Origin of the sequence: Catenulispora sp. MAP12-49, assembly GCF_041262705.1 — a bacterium.
Taxonomy (GTDB): Bacteria; Actinomycetota; Actinomycetes; order Streptomycetales; family Catenulisporaceae; genus Catenulispora.
Map to the genome: position 1 here is coordinate 130505 of NZ_JBGCCP010000021.1, position 15723 is coordinate 146227.

The following is a 15723-nucleotide window of genomic DNA, read 5'->3' on the forward strand; positions in this document are numbered from 1 at the left end:
GGCGCCATCGTCATCGCCCATCCGCCGCACACTCCTTGCCGGTCGCGCAAGCCCGGATGAGAATCGCAGAAGCCCCGAGTCCTCATGGACAGGACTGACGGACGGCGTCTGTGCGAGTAGGTATCGGATCGATCCGACACATACTTCCGTTCAGGTGGTATCAGCGTAGAACCGTCCCGACAGGACCGGTCCTCTTTCGGGATATACGGCTTGTGCTAGCCGGCCGGCTCGGCCGTGCTGCCGCCTGTGAGGCCCGCGGCGAGGTTTAACAGGCTTCTTACATGCTTGACGACGCCGCATCCTATCGAAGAACGGGCTAGACAACGCCGGGATGACTTTTACGCCGTCTCCACACCGGGCATGGCATTTCAGATGTTCCTCCACCACGCGGCCGCGATCCGCATTCCGGACCCGCGCGAACCCGGCGGCGCGCTGGTGGGCATGACCGAACTCACACGTCCCCCACCTGGGCGAAGGCGGACGGCGTCGGGGAAAGTAGTCGGCGGGTCGCCCTGATCGTCAGCTCGCGTACGTCCATCCCGTTCCCGTGGAGGATCAACGATGATCGAAGCCGTCACAGTCGCCACCGCACCATCCTCGATCGGCCTGGCCGGCAGTGCGTTCGGGGAGCCGCCGTGCTGATCGGGGTCCTCAAAGAAGCGCGCGTCGGGGAGACCCGGGTCTCCGCGACCCCGGCGACCGTGGAGCAGTTGCTGAAGCTCGGATACCGCGTGGCCGTCGAGCCCGGTGCGGGGGAGGCGTCCGGTTTCTTCGACGGCGCGTATGTCGAGGCGGGGGCGATCGTCAGCGGGGTGGAGCGCGCCGATGTCGTGCTCGGTGTCAACGCGCCGGCCGCGGCCCAGCTCGACGCGGTCAAGGAGGGCGCGACGGTGATCGCGCTGCTGGCACCGGCGTTGAGTCCGGAGGTGGTCCAGGACCTGGGCCGGCGCCCGATCACGGCGCTGTCGATGGACGCCGTCCCGCGGATATCCCGGGCCCAGTCCCTGGACGTGTTGTCGTCGATGGCGAACATCGCCGGCTACCGGGCGGTCGTGGAGGCGGCGCACAGCTTCGGCCGGTTCTTCACCGGCCAGGTCACCGCCGCGGGCAAGGTCCCGCCGGCGAAGGTGCTCGTCGTGGGCGCCGGCGTCGCGGGCCTCGCGGCGATCGGCGCGGCGGGCTCGCTGGGAGCGATCGTGCGCGCCACCGACCCGCGTCCGGAGGTGGCCGACCAGGTGAGGTCGCTCGGCGGGGAGTACCTGTCGATCACCTCGTCCGAGGTCGAGGTGTCGGCCACCGGCTACGCCAAGGAGATGGGCGCCGACTACAAGGCCCTGGAGGCGCAGCTCTACGCCGACCAGTGCCGCGACGTCGACATCATCATCACCACGGCCCTGATCCCGGGCCGTCCGGCGCCGCGCATCATCACCGCGGAGATGGTGGCCTCGATGAAGGCCGGGTCGGTGATCGTCGACATGGCGGCGGCCAACGGCGGCAATGTCGAGGGGACCGTCAAGGACCAGGCCGTCGTCACCGCGAACGGGGTGACCCTCATCGGCTACACCGACCTCGCCGGACGGCTGCCCGCGCAGGCCTCCCAGCTGTACGGCACCAACCTGGTCAACCTGCTCAAGCTGATGACGCCGGCCAAGGACGGCGAGCTCGTCCTGGACTTCGACGACGTCGTGCAACGCTCGATCACCGTGGTCCGGCAGGGCGAGTCGACCTGGCCGCCGCCCCCGGTGCAGGTGTCCGCGAGCCCGGCTCCGACGCCAGCCACCACACCACCACCGGCCGCGGCGAAAGCGCGGAAGCCGACCAGCCCCGCGGTGAAGTGGGGCCTGCTCGGCGGCGGCCTCGCGGTCTTCCTCCTGGTGCTGGCCACCGCGCCGGCGCCGATCCCGGCGCACTTCTCGACGCTGATGCTGGCGATCGTCATCGGCTACTACGTGATCGGCCACGTGGCGCACGCGCTGCACACCCCGTTGATGTCGGTGACCAACGCGATCTCCGGGATCGTCGTGGTCGGCGCGCTGGTGCAGATCGGTTCGCACGACCGGGCCGTGACCGTGCTCTCGGCGCTGGCCGTCCTGGTGGCCAGCATCAACATCTTCGGCGGCTTCGCGGTGACCCGGCGCATGCTCGCCATGTTCAGCAAGGGGGACGACTGAGATGTCCGTGGTTTCGGTCGTCGGCGCGACGGACATCGTCGCCGCCCTGTTGTTCATCCTGTCCTTGGCCGGACTGTCCAAGCACGAGACGTCCCGGGGCGGACTGCGCTTCGGCATGATCGGCATGGCGCTGGCCCTGACCGCCACCGTGTGGCTCGCGGTGAAGAACGCCGACCAGGCCCTGCCGGTCGTCCTGCTCTTCGCCGCGATCACCGTCGGGGCGACGATCGGACTGTGGCGCGCGAAGATCGTCGAGATGACCGGCATGCCGGAGCTCATCGCGCTGCTGCACTCGTTCGTGGGCCTGGCCGCGGTCGCGGTCGGCTGGTCGGGCCACCTCGAGCATCCCTCGTACGCCCTGGAATCGCTGTCCCGCATCCACTCCGCCGAGGTCGCCGTCGGCGTGTTCATCGGCGCCGTGACGTTCACCGGGTCGATCGTGGCCAACCTGAAGCTGTCGGCCCGCATCGGCTCCAGCCCGCTGATGCTGCCGGGCAAGAACCTGATCAACCTCGGCGCGCTGGCGGCGTTCGCGGTGCTCACCGTGGTCTACGTCGTCCACCCCTCGGCGCTCGCGCTGACCGTGCTGACCGTGCTGGCGCTCGCCCTCGGCTGGCACCTGGTCGCCTCGATCGGCGGCGGCGACATGCCCGTGGTGGTGTCGATGCTGAACAGCTACTCCGGCTGGGCCGCGGCCGCCTCCGGCTTCCTGCTCGACAACGACCTGCTGATCGTGACGGGCGCCCTGGTCGGCTCCTCCGGCGCGTACCTGTCCTACATCATGTGCCAGGCGATGAACCGCTCGTTCATCTCCGTCATCGCCGGCGGCTTCGGCATCGAGGCGGGCCCCGCGCAGGACCGCGACTACGGCGAGCACCGCGAGATCACCGCCGACAACACCGCCGATCTGCTTCGCGGCGCCCGCACCGTGGTCATCACCCCCGGCTACGGCATGGCCGTGGCCCAGGCCCAGTACGGCGTGGCCGACCTGACCCGCCGACTGCGCGACAAGGGCGTCCAAGTCCGCTTCGGCATCCACCCGGTGGCCGGCCGCCTGCCCGGGCACATGAACGTGCTGCTGGCCGAGGCCAAGGTCCCCTACGACATCGTCCTGGAGATGGACGAGATCAACGAGGACTTCGCCGAGACCGACGTCGTGCTCGTCATCGGAGCCAACGACACGGTGAACCCCGCCGCGTCCGAGGACCCGACCAGTCCGATCGCCGGAATGCCGGTCCTCACGGTGTGGGAGGCCGAGAACGTGATCGTGTTCAAGCGGTCGATGGCCTCCGGCTACGCCGGCGTGCAGAACCCGCTGTTCTTCCGCGAGAACTCCGCCATGCTGTTCGGCGACGCGAAGGACCGTGTCGAGGACATCCTCAGGGCACTGTGAAAACAGGCGCCCCTGACGTGTGTGTGGGTCGGGTTGGGGGCGCTGGTGCGGTCGGCCGGTGGGTTTTGAAGGCTTTTTAAAGCTCCCAAAAACCACCAGCCGACCGCTGACAGCCGGGCCGAGAATCTCACCGATCCTCGACCCCGACACGTTCCTGAGGCCGCGGCGTTCACGTAGGTGTCGGTGAAGATGACGGCCGACTGGACGTCGGTCCCCGAAGCGGTGGTGATGCCGGTCGCCGGTGAACCGACCGAGCCGCTGAACGTCCAGCCGAGGGCGGAGGCCGTCACCTGCCAGGTGCCCGAGGCGTTGACGGTTTCGCCCAGGACGGCCGGCACGGCCGAGGCGGTGGCCTTCGTGGGCGCCTTCCCCGCCGGCAGGGCGGCGGCGGCTCCCGCTCCGACGGTTTTGACGAAGGTGCGACGGCTGAATCCAGGCATGGGGAAGCTCCTCGGAGAGGTGTCGTCCGATCCTGCGAGGCAGCGGTGTAACGCAGAGTACTGTCGCGGCTATATACGGTCAATAGTCAACACAAGGCAACAGGTTCGAACAGTCCGCGGGGTTGACCGCGGCCGTTTTCGGTCCTAACGTCAACGCTTGCCTGTTTCACCATGCCAATCGGCGTTCATATATATGAACGCTTCCCTAGCTCCAGGGAGGGCGCACCATGAGCGAACACCCCAGCCGACGAGTGGTGCTCGGTGGTGTGGCGGGCGGCGTCCTGGCCACCTTTGCCGCCGGCGGCACGGCTTCGGCTTCCGCTTCGGCTTCCGCTTCCGGCGCGGCGGCCACCGCCGCGACCTACACCCCGCCCTCTCTGCGGACCCGGATCGACCTGAACTCCGGATGGAAGTTCAATAAGGGCGATGTCACCGGGGCCGAAGCGCCCGGGTTCAACGACAGCGCGTGGAGCAGCATCAACACCCCGCACACCTGGAACGCCGTCGACGGCGCGGACGGCGGCGGGAACTACTACCGGGGCATCGGCTGGTACCGCAGGCACGTCACGGTGCCGTCGAACCTGGCGGGGCAGATGCTGTTCCTGCAGTTCGCCGGGGTGAACCAAGTCGCCGACGTCTGGGTCAACGGCACCCACCTCGGTCAGCATCAGGGCGGCTACTCGCGCTTCCGCTTCGGCGTAACCGGCGTGCTCACTCCGGGTCAGGATGCTGTGATAGCCGTCAAGGTCAACAATGCTTCGAACCCTGATATCGCGCCGCTGAGCGCGGACTACACGTTCCAGGGCGGCATCTACCGCAACGTCAGTCTCTACGCGGTCGACAAGCTCGGGATGCGGATGCTCGACTACGCCGGACCCGGCATCTACCTGCGGCAGCGGAGTATCACCGCCGCTTCGGCGACCGTCGATGTGACCGCGAAAGTGTTCAACAACAACACCACCAGCCGGTCCCTGGTGGTACGCGCCGTCGTCACCGACGCCGCCGGAACGATCGTGGCCGACCGGAGCAGCGCGCCGCAGACGATCGGCGCCGCCTCCGAAGCGGACATCGTGCAGACGGTGACCATCGCCAACCCGCGGCGGTGGAACGGCCTGGCCGATCCTTATCAGTACAGCGCGACGGTCGAGGTGCACGATGCCGCCGCCGGCACGGTCACGGACGTCGTCACCGAGCCGCTGGGCCTGCGCACCTTCAGCCTCGACCCGGCCACCGGGTTCACCCTCAACGGCGCGCACCTCGGCCTGCACGGCATCAACCTGCACCAGGACCGCGCCGTCGTGGGCTGGGCGGTCGACGACGCCGACCACACGCAGGACTGGTCGCTCATCACCGAACTCGGCGCCACCGCCATCCGGATGGCGCACTACCAGCACGATCAGAAGGACTACAACCTCGCCGACGCCGCGGGCGTGGTGGTGTGGGCCGAAGTCCCCCTGGTCAACGCGGTCACCAACTCCGCCGCGTTCACCGCGAGCACGGAGAACCAGCTGCGCGAGCTGATCCGGCAGAACTACAACCACCCCTCGATCGCCTTCTGGAGCATCGGCAACGAGCAGGGCAGCGACGACACCCCCACCAACACGCTGCTGGCGAACCTGGCCGCCCTGGTCGCCGCCGAGGACCCGGACCGCATCAGCACCTACGCCAACGACCTCGGCAACGACGCCGGGGTGGCGGGCCACGCGCAGACCACCGGCTTCAACAAGTACTACGGCTGGTACGGAGGCTCCTACAACGACCTGGGCCCCTGGGCCGACAGCCTGCACCAGGCCGAACCGGCCCGCACCTTCGCCGTCTCCGAGTACGGCGCCGGCGCGAACACGACCCAGCACGCACTCAATCCCGCCCCGCCGACCCCCGGAGGCCAGTACCACCCGGAGGAGTACCAGTCGCTGCTGCACGAGGCGTCCTGGAAGGAACTCGCCGCCCGGCCGTTCGTCTGGGGCACGTTCGTCTGGACCATGTTCGACTTCGCCTCCGACTCCCGCAACGAAGGCGACCAGCCGGGGATCAACGACAAGGGCCTGGTCACCCGCGACCGCGCGACCCGCAAGGACGCGTTCTACTGGTACAAGGCCAACTGGGCCGCGACGCCGACCCTGTACATCACCAGCCGCCGCTGGACGACGCGCACCGACGCCGCGACCGAGATCAAGGTCTACTCCAACGCCGCGCAAGTCACGGCCACCCTCAATGGCGCCTCGTTGGGGACGGTGGCCGGCTCCGACCACATCTTCAGGTGGACCGGTGTGACCCTGAGGCCGGGAGCCAACACGGTTTCCGTCACCGCCTCCATAGGCGGGGCGACGTATACCGACTCTGTGGTCTGGACGCTCACGACGTAGCAGTGGACGGCGCCTCATACCGTTTGACTAGACCGAAATCACTACGCCTCTTTATCGCGACATCACTGACCACACCCCTAGGATGAACCGCCTGCCCGGAGGGGGCGGCATCTGAACTGGGGGTAGGAGTGGCGTCGGCATCGGCCAAACGGGATCCAGACTGGACCGCGGAGGTCACCTGGGGAGCCGATGCTTTGGACGTCCTCGGGCAGGATTGGGACCGCCTCTTCCTGCGCTGCTCGGCGGCGACCCCGTTCCAGTCCCGCATCTGGCTCTCGTCGTGGTGCCGGTGGTACGGGGCCACGAGCGGTCGGCTGTGCGTGGTCGGGGTGCGGCACCAGGGCGTTCTGGTCGCCGCCGCAGCGTTCGTGCTCACTCGGCTGCGGCTGTGGCGGGTGCTCCGCCCCGTCGGCGTGGACCAATCGGACTTCTGCGACGTTCTCCTCGACGACTCCGGTGACGGCGTGCCGGACGCGTGCACGATCGTCGACCGGCTCGCGTCGGCGATCCGCGACGAGGTGTGCTTCGACCTGCTGGACTTCCCCGAGGTGCGCCCGGACAGCGTCCTGGCCCGGGTCCGCGACACCTGGGGGAGCAGGTCGACCGAGATCCACTGCGAGACGTGCCTGTCCTTTCCCGGCGTGCCGATGGAGCAGCACGTCGAGGCGATCGACGCCGCCAAGACCCGGCAGCGGCTGCGCAAGAGCCTGCGCGACCTCGACCGGGTCGGGGTGGAGGCGCGCCTGGTGCCGGTGACCGAGGTCGAGGACGCGATGGCCAGGTTCCTCGACCTGCACCGCCGGCAGTGGGCCGATCGTCCGGTCAACTCCGAGCACCTGACCGAGCGGTTCAGGTGCCATCTCACCACCGTTCTGCAAGCCTCGAACGAGGCGGGGGAGAGCTGCGGCTTCCAAGCCGTGCTCGCAGAGTTCTCGTTGAAGAACAAGGAAACGCTCGAAGTGGAGCATGTCGCCTCCGACTTCCTCATCGTCGGCCGGTCCATGGTCGGCCGGTACCTCTACGGCTACCTGCCGAGCACGAGGTCCCGAATAGACGTGTTCCTCGCCATCACGCGCACCGCGATGGCATGGACCACCGAGCGAGGACTTCCGGAGATGTCGCTGCTCCGCGGTGGCGAGGCGCACAAGTACCGGCTGCACCCGAACGAGGCGCAAAGCGTCCGCATCGTGCTGGCGGACGGGGTGTGGGGCGCCGTCGGACTCTGGGCGATCCGCAGCCGCTGCGTCGCGGCGAAAACCGTCAAGCGCTGGTTGTACCGGTAGCAGTAGCCGCGGTAGCCGCGGTAGCAGCAGTAGCAGCAGTAGTACCGGCCGGGCGCCGAAACGCCCCGTACCACTCGAGCAGCGCGATCTCCCTGGCCACGATCTCGTCCTGCTCCGGATCCCCGGTCAGCACCTGGTTCGCCAAAGCCTGGAACCCGCCCCAGACGAACACCCGCGCGGCGGTCGCCACGTCCATGTCCGGCGCGGTGCGTCCGGCCTGCTGCTCGACGCGCAGCCACTGTTCGCCCTGGTCGACGAAGCGCTGCAGCTTGCCGTTCCAGACCTCGCGCGCGGTCGCGTCGTAGGCGGTCACCTCGAGCACCGCGGCCAGCAGGTGGCGTCGCTCCCGGTAGTAGGCGACGTCGCGCACCATCGCCTCGACGAAGCCGTCCCGGCCGTCCACCGGCGGCGCGCTCGCGATCAGGTCGAAGGCGCCGTCCGCGAGGTTCTCGATGAGCCGCAGCAACAGCTCGGTCTTGTCGCGGAAGTGCAGGTAGAAGGTCGAGCGGGCCACTCCGGCCTCGGCGGCCAGGCGCTGCATGCTCAGCTCGGTGAAGCTCGCGCCGTCGGCCAGCAGCCGCTCCGTCGTCTCCAGGATCTGGGTGTCGATGGCGGAGCGGCGCTTCGCGCCGGCCGCGAGACGTCGGGTGACGGAGGGCATGCGGGAATTCTACGCCGGGCCGGTACGCTGAGTCGGACACACTGTCCGACTGACTGTCCGAGTCAGTTCGGCCGGGCCACTGATCAAGCCGACGTACCTCGGGAGAGACCCGCTCATGACCACCACCTTCGTCCTGGTCCACGGTGCCTGGCACCGCCCCTCGACCTTCGACCTGCTGTGCGCCGAGCTCGACGCCCTCGGCCACCCCAGCACCACGGTGAACCTGCCCACCGCCGGCCCCGACCCGCGCGGCGGCCTGGCCGAGGACGCCGCGGCGGTGCGCGCGGCGATCGAGGCGGTCGACGGCCCGGTCGCCGTACTGGCGCACTCCTACGGCGGCATCCCCGTCACTCAGGGCGCCGCCGGGCTGGCGAACGTCCAGCACCTGATATACCTGGCGGCCTACGTCCCGGACACCGGCGAGTCCATGTTCACCATCCACGGAATCCCCGACCCCGAGGACACCGACGGCCTGTTCCCGATCGGCGACGACCCGCGCGCCCAGCTCTACGCCGACGTCCCCGGCCCCCTCGCCGAGCAGGCGATCGCCGACCTCGTCGAGCAGCGCGTCCAGCCGTGGGTCGACCGCGTCAGCGCGGCGGCGTGGCACACCATCCCGTCGGCGTACATCGTCACCGAGCAGGACGCGAGCCTGCCGGTGGACCTTCAGGAAGAGATGTCGGCCCACACGAAGCAGGTGCGGCGCATGGCGACCAGCCACTCGCCGTTCCTCTCCCAGCCGGCCGAGCTCGCGGCGCTGCTGGACGAGATCGTCGGGCACTGACCGCTTACGCGGAAAACGCTTCGATCATCCGTGCGGCTGGATGGGAGCATGGCGAACTACGCCTGCTACCACGACTGGAGCCTGACATGGGCAGCTCACGGCTCGTCCAGCCGACCCGCGCGGTCAACCGGATGACAGAACGCTGGATCCGGAGCTGCTCGGACGAGTCGTCGGTGTTCTGCGCTCCGTCGACGTGGCCGCTGCTCGCGCTGCTGGCCGACGCGACGGCGGAAGGTCAGGGCCGAACGGAACTGGAGCACGCGGTCGGACTGCCGGCCACCGACAGCCGGGCCGCGGCGCTCCAGGTTCTGGACCAGCTTCGAGGGATGACCGCCGTGCGATCGGCGCTCGGTCTTTGGGCCCGAGAGCAGTTCCCGCTCGATCCGCGGTGGACGGCCGGACTCCCGCTCGGCACGGTCGGCCTGCTGACCGGGGACTCGGCGGTGGACGGCCCCCTCCTCGACGACTGGGCCCGCCAGCACACCGACAATCTCATCGACGCGATGCCCGTCGCGGTGACCCCGGAGACACGGGTGATCCTGGCGTCCGCGATGTCGGTGCGCACGCGCTGGGCCCGGCCGTTCGAAGACGTCGGCTGGCCCATCAGGGGCGACGCCGGCCCGTGGGAGGACCGCCGCTATTACCTGCTGCGCCGCGTCACCCGGATCCTGGACCGCGTGAGCGTCGTGGCGACGCCGCATGGCGAGGTCACGTGCCTGGAGGTCGTCGGCACGGACGGCGTGACCGTGTACCTGGTCATCGGCGAAGAGGGACGCCCCGCGCGCGAGGTCCTCCAAAGCGGCCTCGTCGCCCAGACCCGGACCGGCCGCAAGGGCGGCGAACTCCGCATCGGCGACACAGCCCCCGGCCTGATCGTGGAGCGCGTCCCCGACTACGAGCCGGACGACCGCCTCCTGGTCCTGACCCCGCGATTCCGAGTGACCGCCGACCACAACCTCCTCGAACAGCCCGACGTGTTCGGCCTGGCGACCGTGACGGACAGGACCCGCGGCCACTTCCCCGCGATGAGCCCACAGCCGCTGGCGGTCACCCAGGCAAAGCAGAGTGCTGCGGCACTCTTCACCGCCGACGGATTCGAAGCGGCGGCAGTGACCGCCGTCGCCCCGTCCGCCGCAGGCGCCCCACCGGTGCCCCCGAGAAGGGTGAAGCAGGTCCGCGTCGAGTTCGACCGCCCCTTCGGCTTCCTAGCGGTACACCGCATGTCCGGCCTCATCATGGCGGCGGGCTGGGTCGCGGAGCCCGAGACGTACCAGCCGCCGGCGGAGGAGCTCGAGATTGAGGCCATGCTGAAGTCATGGAGCGAGACCGAGCGAGAGTAGGGGCTGATCAAGCAGCTGGACCACCAGTTAGTTCCGGGCTGCTACTGGTGCGGGGCGGAGGTTCGTAAGTACGCTGAGAGCGATAGCAGAGGGGAGTAGTCCCGACTGCGGTGGAGTCGACATCACGGTGCAGGCCATTGGCTGAATCGGCCACGGGACCTACCCGGCTCCATCGGCCTGGCACGTGAGGCGTTCTCACAACCAGGTGGACGAGACTTCTGGCGATGACCCGCGTCCAGCGCGGGCCGAGCCAGAGGAGTGCCCTCGATGGATCTGCACTACGCCGAAACGCTCACCGTCGTGCTGACCCTTGTCCCGGCCTGTCTCGCCGCCGTCTTCCTGCTGCTCCTGTTCGGCCTGGTCATCGCGCCAGCCGTGTTCGGCAGCCCGGAACGCTCGGAGCGAGCCCGGAAGGTCCTGGAAGCGCTACAGCCATGGATCCCCCTGTTCGCCGTTGTCATCCGGCGGAAGGCGCGGGCGGAGCTGAGCTCTGCGGATCAAGAGCGGGAGCAGCAGGGCTCCGGCTCCTAGGTAGGGGGATCGCGGACGTTCCTCACACCACCGTTTGAACCCGCCGATCAAGGCTAAGAGGAAGCCCTGAACACGACGAAGGGAGATGTCGTCATGTATGCAGGTGGCCTTCTCGCCACGGTGCTGATCCTCGGCCTGATCCTGCTCGTGACCATGCTGGCGGTGGTCATCTCAGAGCCGCGCGAAGTGCGGGCGCCGCACACTCGTGAGAACCCCGCGGATATGACCCGTCGGCTGCGTGGGCAAAAGACGCGCGGTGGCAAGCGCGCGGGGAGTGACGGCGGCGCCAGGGTTTGATCGCCCCGCGGCTCAGGGATGCGTCGGCGGCGTGTTGTTCGAGGTGAGGCATATGGTCGTCGGGGTCGGCTGAGCCGGTTGGCCCGACAGACCCGACAGACCCGACAGACCCGACAGGGCCTGCGACGGCAGGGTGATCGGGATGCAGATCGGCTGGGTGGGGGCGTTCGACGGGGCGTCGCCGATGATGACGCCGCCGCCGTTCTGGGCGAACGTCGAGCCGTCCAGTTGGTCGCCGCCGATTTTGAACTGCTGGCCGGGGACGTCGAACGAGATCTGGTCCTGTTCGGTGAGGACCTGATCGGCCGGCGGCGCCTTGATCGTGACCGGCTGGCCCCACTGGCTGAAGTGCAGCTCGGTGCGGCTGGTCGGCTGCTTGGCCTGCTTGGCCTGCTTGGCGTCGGTGGATTGGAAGACGATCTCGACCGGCAGGCCGGAGGCGTCGAGCCAGACCTCGACGTGCCCGCCGGCGTCGCCGGTGAGGTCGCCGGTGAAGCGGGTCGCGGCGACGCCGTCGGCCGTGCCGGTCCCGGTCTGGGTGAACTTGCCCTTGGCCAGGATCTCCTTGACGAGCGCCGCCGGGTCGGACTTCAGCAGCGCGAGGGCCGGCGAGTTCTTCGGTACGACGTCGGCCACGTTCACTGCGAACCACGAGGCGTTCGGCTTGGCCTTGGTCGTGGCGTGGACGCTCTTCGGGATCGCGGTGTAGAGGGTCGTGCCGTCGTAGAGGATGCGGGCGGGAAGCACGTCCGGGTCATGGTCGGCCTTCAGGGTCAGATCGCCCTGAAGGGTCGGCGCGAAGACGATCGAACCGTCGACGGTTCCGGAGTCAGTTCCAAAGACGGTTCCGGCGTCAGTCCCGGAGACATCTCCGGAGGAACCGTCCGAGATCGCCCCATGAACATGCACACTCTTTGCCGCGGCGACCTGCGCAGCCGCGAACTGGATCGCCCCGCCGGCCGACTTACCCGACCGCGCCGCGAGCCCGCCCCGGCTGGCGCACCCCGCGACCACAGCCACCGCGAGCGCCGCACCGGCGACCGCCGCGACGCCGCGCACGGCACGCCGCCGGCCTCGCTGTGCACCGTCACTGCGCCCCGGCATCGGCTTCCCCACCTCGCTGATCGCGTTCTCTGACTGAGTCCTTGGACGGTGCTCGTAGCTCGTAGCTCAGCTAGTAGCTCGTAGAGATTAGCGGGCAGCGTGTCATCCGCGCGTTGTGAATACCGATTCCATCGCGGCGGACGCATACGGATAGCCGACATAGTTGGCCAGCAGCGTCATCAGCGCTGTCAGCCCGTCGTGGTCGATCCCGTGCTCGTTCGCCAACCGCAGATGGGTATCGAGCCGGTCGCCGGACACGCCCTGGGCGACCAGCGCCGTGATGATGGCGATGCTCCGGTCCCTGGCGGTCAATCCCTCATGCGACCAGGCCGGTCCGCCGGCGGAGGCAAAGGCCTCCTCAGCGAAAACCGGTCCGACGCGGGACGCCATGGCCGCGGGCACCTCCGCCGCGGGCACCCCGAATATCCGCGCGTACGCCTCGATCCCGCGTGCGCGCCGGGCTTCGGCAGTTCGGCCGGCGTCGATCTCGACGACGGGCTCCGGCTTTGTGTATTCGCTCATGACTGGCTCCTTTGATCGAGACCAGTGCAACAGCCACCTTCCGTGCCCGTCCAAGACTCTTTGAGCACCAGCGATACCGTGCGGGTATCGTCAATGGTCCCCGCGCCGGGCCGCGCTCGGGATGCCGAGATCCGCCTCCCGCAGCAACCGGACGCGCACCGCCGCCCCGGACAAGCGGTACTCCACAAGGCCGTTGCAGCGCAGCCCGAGGTTCCAGTCCGCAGTTGCGCCCGGGACCGGTCCGAGCGCCGGCGCGCCGACGAGCAAGGCGCCGCCGCTGAACAGGACCACATGCTCGTGCAAGTGCCCGGAGCCGATGAGCTTCACGGTGCCTGACGCGGCCAAAGCGAGCAGCCGGGCGCGCGACGTCACCCCGATCGACTTGTTCACGTACAGGCCCTCGTCGAGGGAGGTGATGGCCGGAGGCTTGTGCATGAACAGCCCGACCGGGCGGCCGTCCGCCTCGCGCAGGCGTTCCTCCAGCCACTCCCACTGCTCGGCCTCCTCGGCGGCCAGACAGTTGTCGAACAGCAGCGCGTTCAGCCCGATCAGCTGCCATCCGCCGATGGCGACCGACCACCGGTCCGCGCCGAAGTGCCGCCGGAACCGGGCCAGCCGCTCCTGGCTGATCAGGCCCCGGTAGGGATCGGGCTCGCTGTCGCCGATGTCGTGGTTGCCCGGGACGATCCGCCACGGCGTGGTGAGCCGGCGCAGCTGGAACGCGGCGAACTCGTGGTCCCGGTCGTCGTCCGGATCGTCGTGCACGACATCGCCGGTGTGGATGACCAGATCGGGGCGGGACCTCTCGATGTAGCGCACCGCCGCCGTCCACATCTCCGTAGCCGCGGGGAAATCAGGGGACAGATGCGTATCGGATACATGCAGAACCGTCGTCTGATTGGGCAGGTTCATCACGGGTGCAGGTTAAGCAGCAGGCCGGTGTCCACTGGAGCCAGAATTGGATTCTTCGCGCGCTATTCGGCAGGACGAACTGTCGGCGCTCCTGGGCGAATGGCGCAACGGCGCCGGCCCGCTCGCGCACCGCCTGGCCGACGCCATCGGAAGCGCCATCGAGCGCGGAGAGCTGCTCGAAGGATGGGCGCTGCCCTCAGAACGGAATCTGGCTACTGCGTTGGACATCAGCCGAAGCACGACGGCGCGCGCCATGGAACTGCTCGCCCAACGCGGCATCGTGCAACCGCTGCACGGCGCCGGCACCTTCGTCGCGGCAGGGTCTGGCCGAGTGGCTGCCGAGGCAATCCAGGCGGTGCTCCCGCGCGGGCTGCGCGGACGATACCGGCTCGGCAGCGGCACGGATCCGGGCATCGCCGCCGCCACCTTCCCCGACGCCGCGGACCTGCCGAGCGAGGCGCTGACCCTCAGCGCGGACGAACTGCTCGGCGGGCATCCGGACGGCGCCGAACCCGCCAGCGGCTACGCCATCGCAGGGCTCGATGTCACCCGCGTGGCCGTCGCCGCGTCGCTGAGCGCGAACGGCCTGCCGACCACGCCGGAAGCGCTCGTCGTGACCACCGGAGCGACCCAGTCGCTGTCGTTGGCGTTCGAGATGCTGCTGTCCCCGGGCGACGTCGTCATCGTCGAATCGCCCGCCTATCCCACGGCCCTGGATCTGTTGCGCCGCCTCGGCGTGCGGATCGTGCCGGTCCGCACCGGGGATGGCACCGTCGGCGCCGACGCGCTCGTGCGTATGGCACGCACGACCCGGGCAGCGATGGTCGTGGTCATGGCCACCTGCAATGTGGCGACCGGCCACAGCCTCGCCGCCCCCGACCGGTCGATGCTGGTCCGCCTGGCCCAGGGCGGCACCGTCGTGGTCGACGACCGCACCCTCGCGGACTACCACCCGGACCCGGCCCCGACCCCCGTCGCCGCGCCGGCCGAGCACCGGAACATCATCACGGTCGGCTCGTTCAACAAGATCTACTGGGGCGGCCTGAAGACGGGCTGGATCCGCCTGCACCCGAACCTCGTCGAAACCCTGGTGCGTATCAAGGCACGAACAGACGCCGGAACCTCGGTACCCAGCCAGATCGTGCTCACCAAGCTCCTGGCGCACCACGGCCAGATCGTCGCGCACCGCCGGTCCCAGATGGAACGCCGCGCGCACACAGCCTCCGCGTTCTTGCACGACGAGCTCCCCGAGTGGCGCAACGAGTCCGCGGGCATCGGCCCGTCTCTATGGATCCGGCTACCGGTACGCGACACCGCCGAGTTCGTCGGCTTCGCGTCCGCGCACGGCACGACGGTCGGATACGGCGGCATGTACCGCGGCGACGGCCGGTCTTCCGCGCACCTCAGGCTCACCCTGACCTCCAGCGACGAGGAGATCATGGCCGCGCTGCGCAACCTTCGCGACGTGTGGTCGGACTTCCGTGCCCACCACGGTCGCCTGCGATAGGCCGTTGCCTTCGGTCAGAGCTTCAGAGCTTCAGAGCTGATGTCCGGTGAAGAAGGCGAACCCGGGCAATATCCGGGCCGAGAAGGCCGGGGTATCTGCCGGGACGTGAAGCCCGACGACAGTGGTCCCCGGAGTTCCCCCGTTCTGGCTGGTGACGAGAACCAGGGCCTCTTTGCCGTCCGGGGTGAAGTCGATGTCGGTCGGTGTCTCGCCGACCTCGATGGGCGTACCGAATTCACCGGTGGCGGTGTCGAGGTACGCCACCGTCTCCGACGTGGAATCGCCGAACAGGTAAACATGGCTCCCATCCGGCGGGATCATCATGGTCGTGACGCCCGCGTCGACGGCGAGGTTTCTCAAGATGTTTCCGGTGGGCACATCGATCTCGGTCACGGTTCCGGAGGCGAGGGTC

At 68.9% G+C, this 15723-nt stretch carries 14 protein-coding genes; 9 read left to right on the plus strand and 5 right to left on the minus strand.

Features of this window, described 5'->3' with window-relative positions; genetic code table 11:
* Window positions 1-635: 635 nt before the first annotated feature.
* From ABIA35_RS31835 to ABIA35_RS31850, 4 genes are all read left to right on the plus strand, one after another.
* A complete protein-coding gene (locus tag ABIA35_RS31835) occupies window positions 636-2171 on the plus strand; it encodes a Re/Si-specific NAD(P)(+) transhydrogenase subunit alpha (protein ID WP_370360351.1) in 1536 nt (511 codons plus the stop codon).
* 1 nt (window position 2172) lies between these two features.
* Window positions 2173-3564: a Re/Si-specific NAD(P)(+) transhydrogenase subunit beta gene (gene pntB / locus ABIA35_RS31840; protein WP_370360352.1), complete on the plus strand. Its 1392-nt coding sequence runs from the start codon at window positions 2173-2175 to the stop codon at window positions 3562-3564.
* A gap of 667 nt (window positions 3565-4231) precedes the next feature.
* On the plus strand, window positions 4232-6370 hold the full coding sequence (locus ABIA35_RS31845) for a glycoside hydrolase family 2 TIM barrel-domain containing protein (protein ID WP_370360353.1): 2139 nt from the start codon (window positions 4232-4234) through the stop codon (window positions 6368-6370).
* A gap of 194 nt (window positions 6371-6564) precedes the next feature.
* Window positions 6565-7653, plus strand: a complete 1089-nt coding sequence (locus ABIA35_RS31850) for a GNAT family N-acetyltransferase (RefSeq protein WP_370360354.1) — start codon at window positions 6565-6567, stop codon at window positions 7651-7653.
* On the opposite strand, the gene ABIA35_RS31855 is transcribed toward ABIA35_RS31850, so the two are convergent.
* Complete coding sequence (locus ABIA35_RS31855) at window positions 7631-8314, minus strand: TetR/AcrR family transcriptional regulator (protein ID WP_370360355.1); 684 nt, start codon at window positions 8312-8314, stop codon at window positions 7631-7633. The two genes, ABIA35_RS31850 and ABIA35_RS31855, sit on opposite strands and share 23 nt — an antisense overlap.
* A gap of 115 nt (window positions 8315-8429) precedes the next feature.
* Here ABIA35_RS31855 and ABIA35_RS31860 point away from each other — a divergent pair, with 115 nt between their 5' ends.
* The 4 genes from ABIA35_RS31860 (at window position 8430) to ABIA35_RS31875 (ending at window position 11266) form a co-directional block, all read left to right on the plus strand.
* Window positions 8430-9098 carry an alpha/beta hydrolase gene (locus tag ABIA35_RS31860; protein ID WP_370360356.1) on the plus strand — a complete coding sequence of 223 codons (669 nt, stop codon included), beginning with the start codon at window positions 8430-8432 and terminating at the stop codon, window positions 9096-9098.
* A gap of 86 nt (window positions 9099-9184) precedes the next feature.
* Window positions 9185-10438 (plus strand): serpin family protein, encoded by a 1254-nt coding sequence (locus tag ABIA35_RS31865; RefSeq protein WP_370360357.1) that lies wholly within the window; start codon window positions 9185-9187, stop codon window positions 10436-10438.
* Window positions 10439-10705: 267 nt separating this feature from the next.
* The gene (locus ABIA35_RS31870) at window positions 10706-10969 is read left to right on the plus strand and encodes a hypothetical protein (protein WP_370360358.1); all 264 of its coding nucleotides are present in this window, start codon (window positions 10706-10708) and stop codon (window positions 10967-10969) included.
* A 93-nt stretch (window positions 10970-11062) separates the two neighbouring features.
* Complete coding sequence (locus ABIA35_RS31875) at window positions 11063-11266, plus strand: hypothetical protein (protein WP_370347464.1); 204 nt, start codon at window positions 11063-11065, stop codon at window positions 11264-11266.
* 12 nt (window positions 11267-11278) lie between these two features.
* Here the strand turns inward: ABIA35_RS31875 and ABIA35_RS31880 are convergent, their stop codons facing one another.
* From ABIA35_RS31880 to ABIA35_RS31890, 3 genes are all read right to left on the minus strand, one after another.
* Window positions 11279-12370 carry a hypothetical protein gene (locus tag ABIA35_RS31880; protein WP_370360359.1) on the minus strand — a complete coding sequence of 364 codons (1092 nt, stop codon included), beginning with the start codon at window positions 12368-12370 and terminating at the stop codon, window positions 11279-11281.
* 102 nt (window positions 12371-12472) lie between these two features.
* Window positions 12473-12892: a carboxymuconolactone decarboxylase family protein gene (locus ABIA35_RS31885; protein ID WP_370347468.1), complete on the minus strand. Its 420-nt coding sequence runs from the start codon at window positions 12890-12892 to the stop codon at window positions 12473-12475.
* 90 nt (window positions 12893-12982) lie between these two features.
* Window positions 12983-13804, minus strand: coding sequence for a metallophosphoesterase (locus ABIA35_RS31890; protein ID WP_370360388.1), 822 nt, complete (start codon window positions 13802-13804; stop codon window positions 12983-12985).
* Window positions 13805-13850: 46 nt separating this feature from the next.
* Here ABIA35_RS31890 and ABIA35_RS31895 point away from each other — a divergent pair, with 46 nt between their 5' ends.
* Window positions 13851-15311 (plus strand): PLP-dependent aminotransferase family protein, encoded by a 1461-nt coding sequence (locus ABIA35_RS31895; protein ID WP_370360360.1) that lies wholly within the window; start codon window positions 13851-13853, stop codon window positions 15309-15311.
* Window positions 15312-15341: 30 nt separating this feature from the next.
* On the opposite strand, the gene ABIA35_RS31900 is transcribed toward ABIA35_RS31895, so the two are convergent.
* Window positions 15342-15704, minus strand: coding sequence for a YncE family protein (locus ABIA35_RS31900; protein ID WP_370360361.1), 363 nt, complete (start codon window positions 15702-15704; stop codon window positions 15342-15344).
* Window positions 15705-15723: the final 19 nt, after the last annotated feature.

Excerpts from the sequence above, each read along its gene's own strand:
- pntB (WP_370360352.1), top strand. The coding sequence starts at position 2,173 with ATGTCCGTGGTTTCGGTCGTCGGCGCGACGGACATCGTCGCCGCCCTG.
- ABIA35_RS31845 (WP_370360353.1), top strand. The coding sequence starts at position 4,232 with ATGAGCGAACACCCCAGCCGACGAGTGGTGCTCGGTGGTGTGGCGGGC.
- ABIA35_RS31855 (WP_370360355.1), bottom strand. The coding sequence starts at position 8,314 with ATGCCCTCCGTCACCCGACGTCTCGCGGCCGGCGCGAAGCGCCGCTCC.
- ABIA35_RS31860 (WP_370360356.1), top strand. The coding sequence starts at position 8,430 with ATGACCACCACCTTCGTCCTGGTCCACGGTGCCTGGCACCGCCCCTCG.
- ABIA35_RS31865 (WP_370360357.1), top strand. The coding sequence starts at position 9,185 with ATGGGCAGCTCACGGCTCGTCCAGCCGACCCGCGCGGTCAACCGGATG.
- ABIA35_RS31870 (WP_370360358.1), top strand. The coding sequence starts at position 10,706 with ATGGATCTGCACTACGCCGAAACGCTCACCGTCGTGCTGACCCTTGTC.
- ABIA35_RS31875 (WP_370347464.1), top strand. The coding sequence starts at position 11,063 with ATGTATGCAGGTGGCCTTCTCGCCACGGTGCTGATCCTCGGCCTGATC.
- ABIA35_RS31880 (WP_370360359.1), bottom strand. The coding sequence starts at position 12,370 with ATGCCGGGGCGCAGTGACGGTGCACAGCGAGGCCGGCGGCGTGCCGTG.
- ABIA35_RS31885 (WP_370347468.1), bottom strand. The coding sequence starts at position 12,892 with ATGAGCGAATACACAAAGCCGGAGCCCGTCGTCGAGATCGACGCCGGC.
- ABIA35_RS31890 (WP_370360388.1), bottom strand. The coding sequence starts at position 13,804 with ATGAACCTGCCCAATCAGACGACGGTTCTGCATGTATCCGATACGCAT.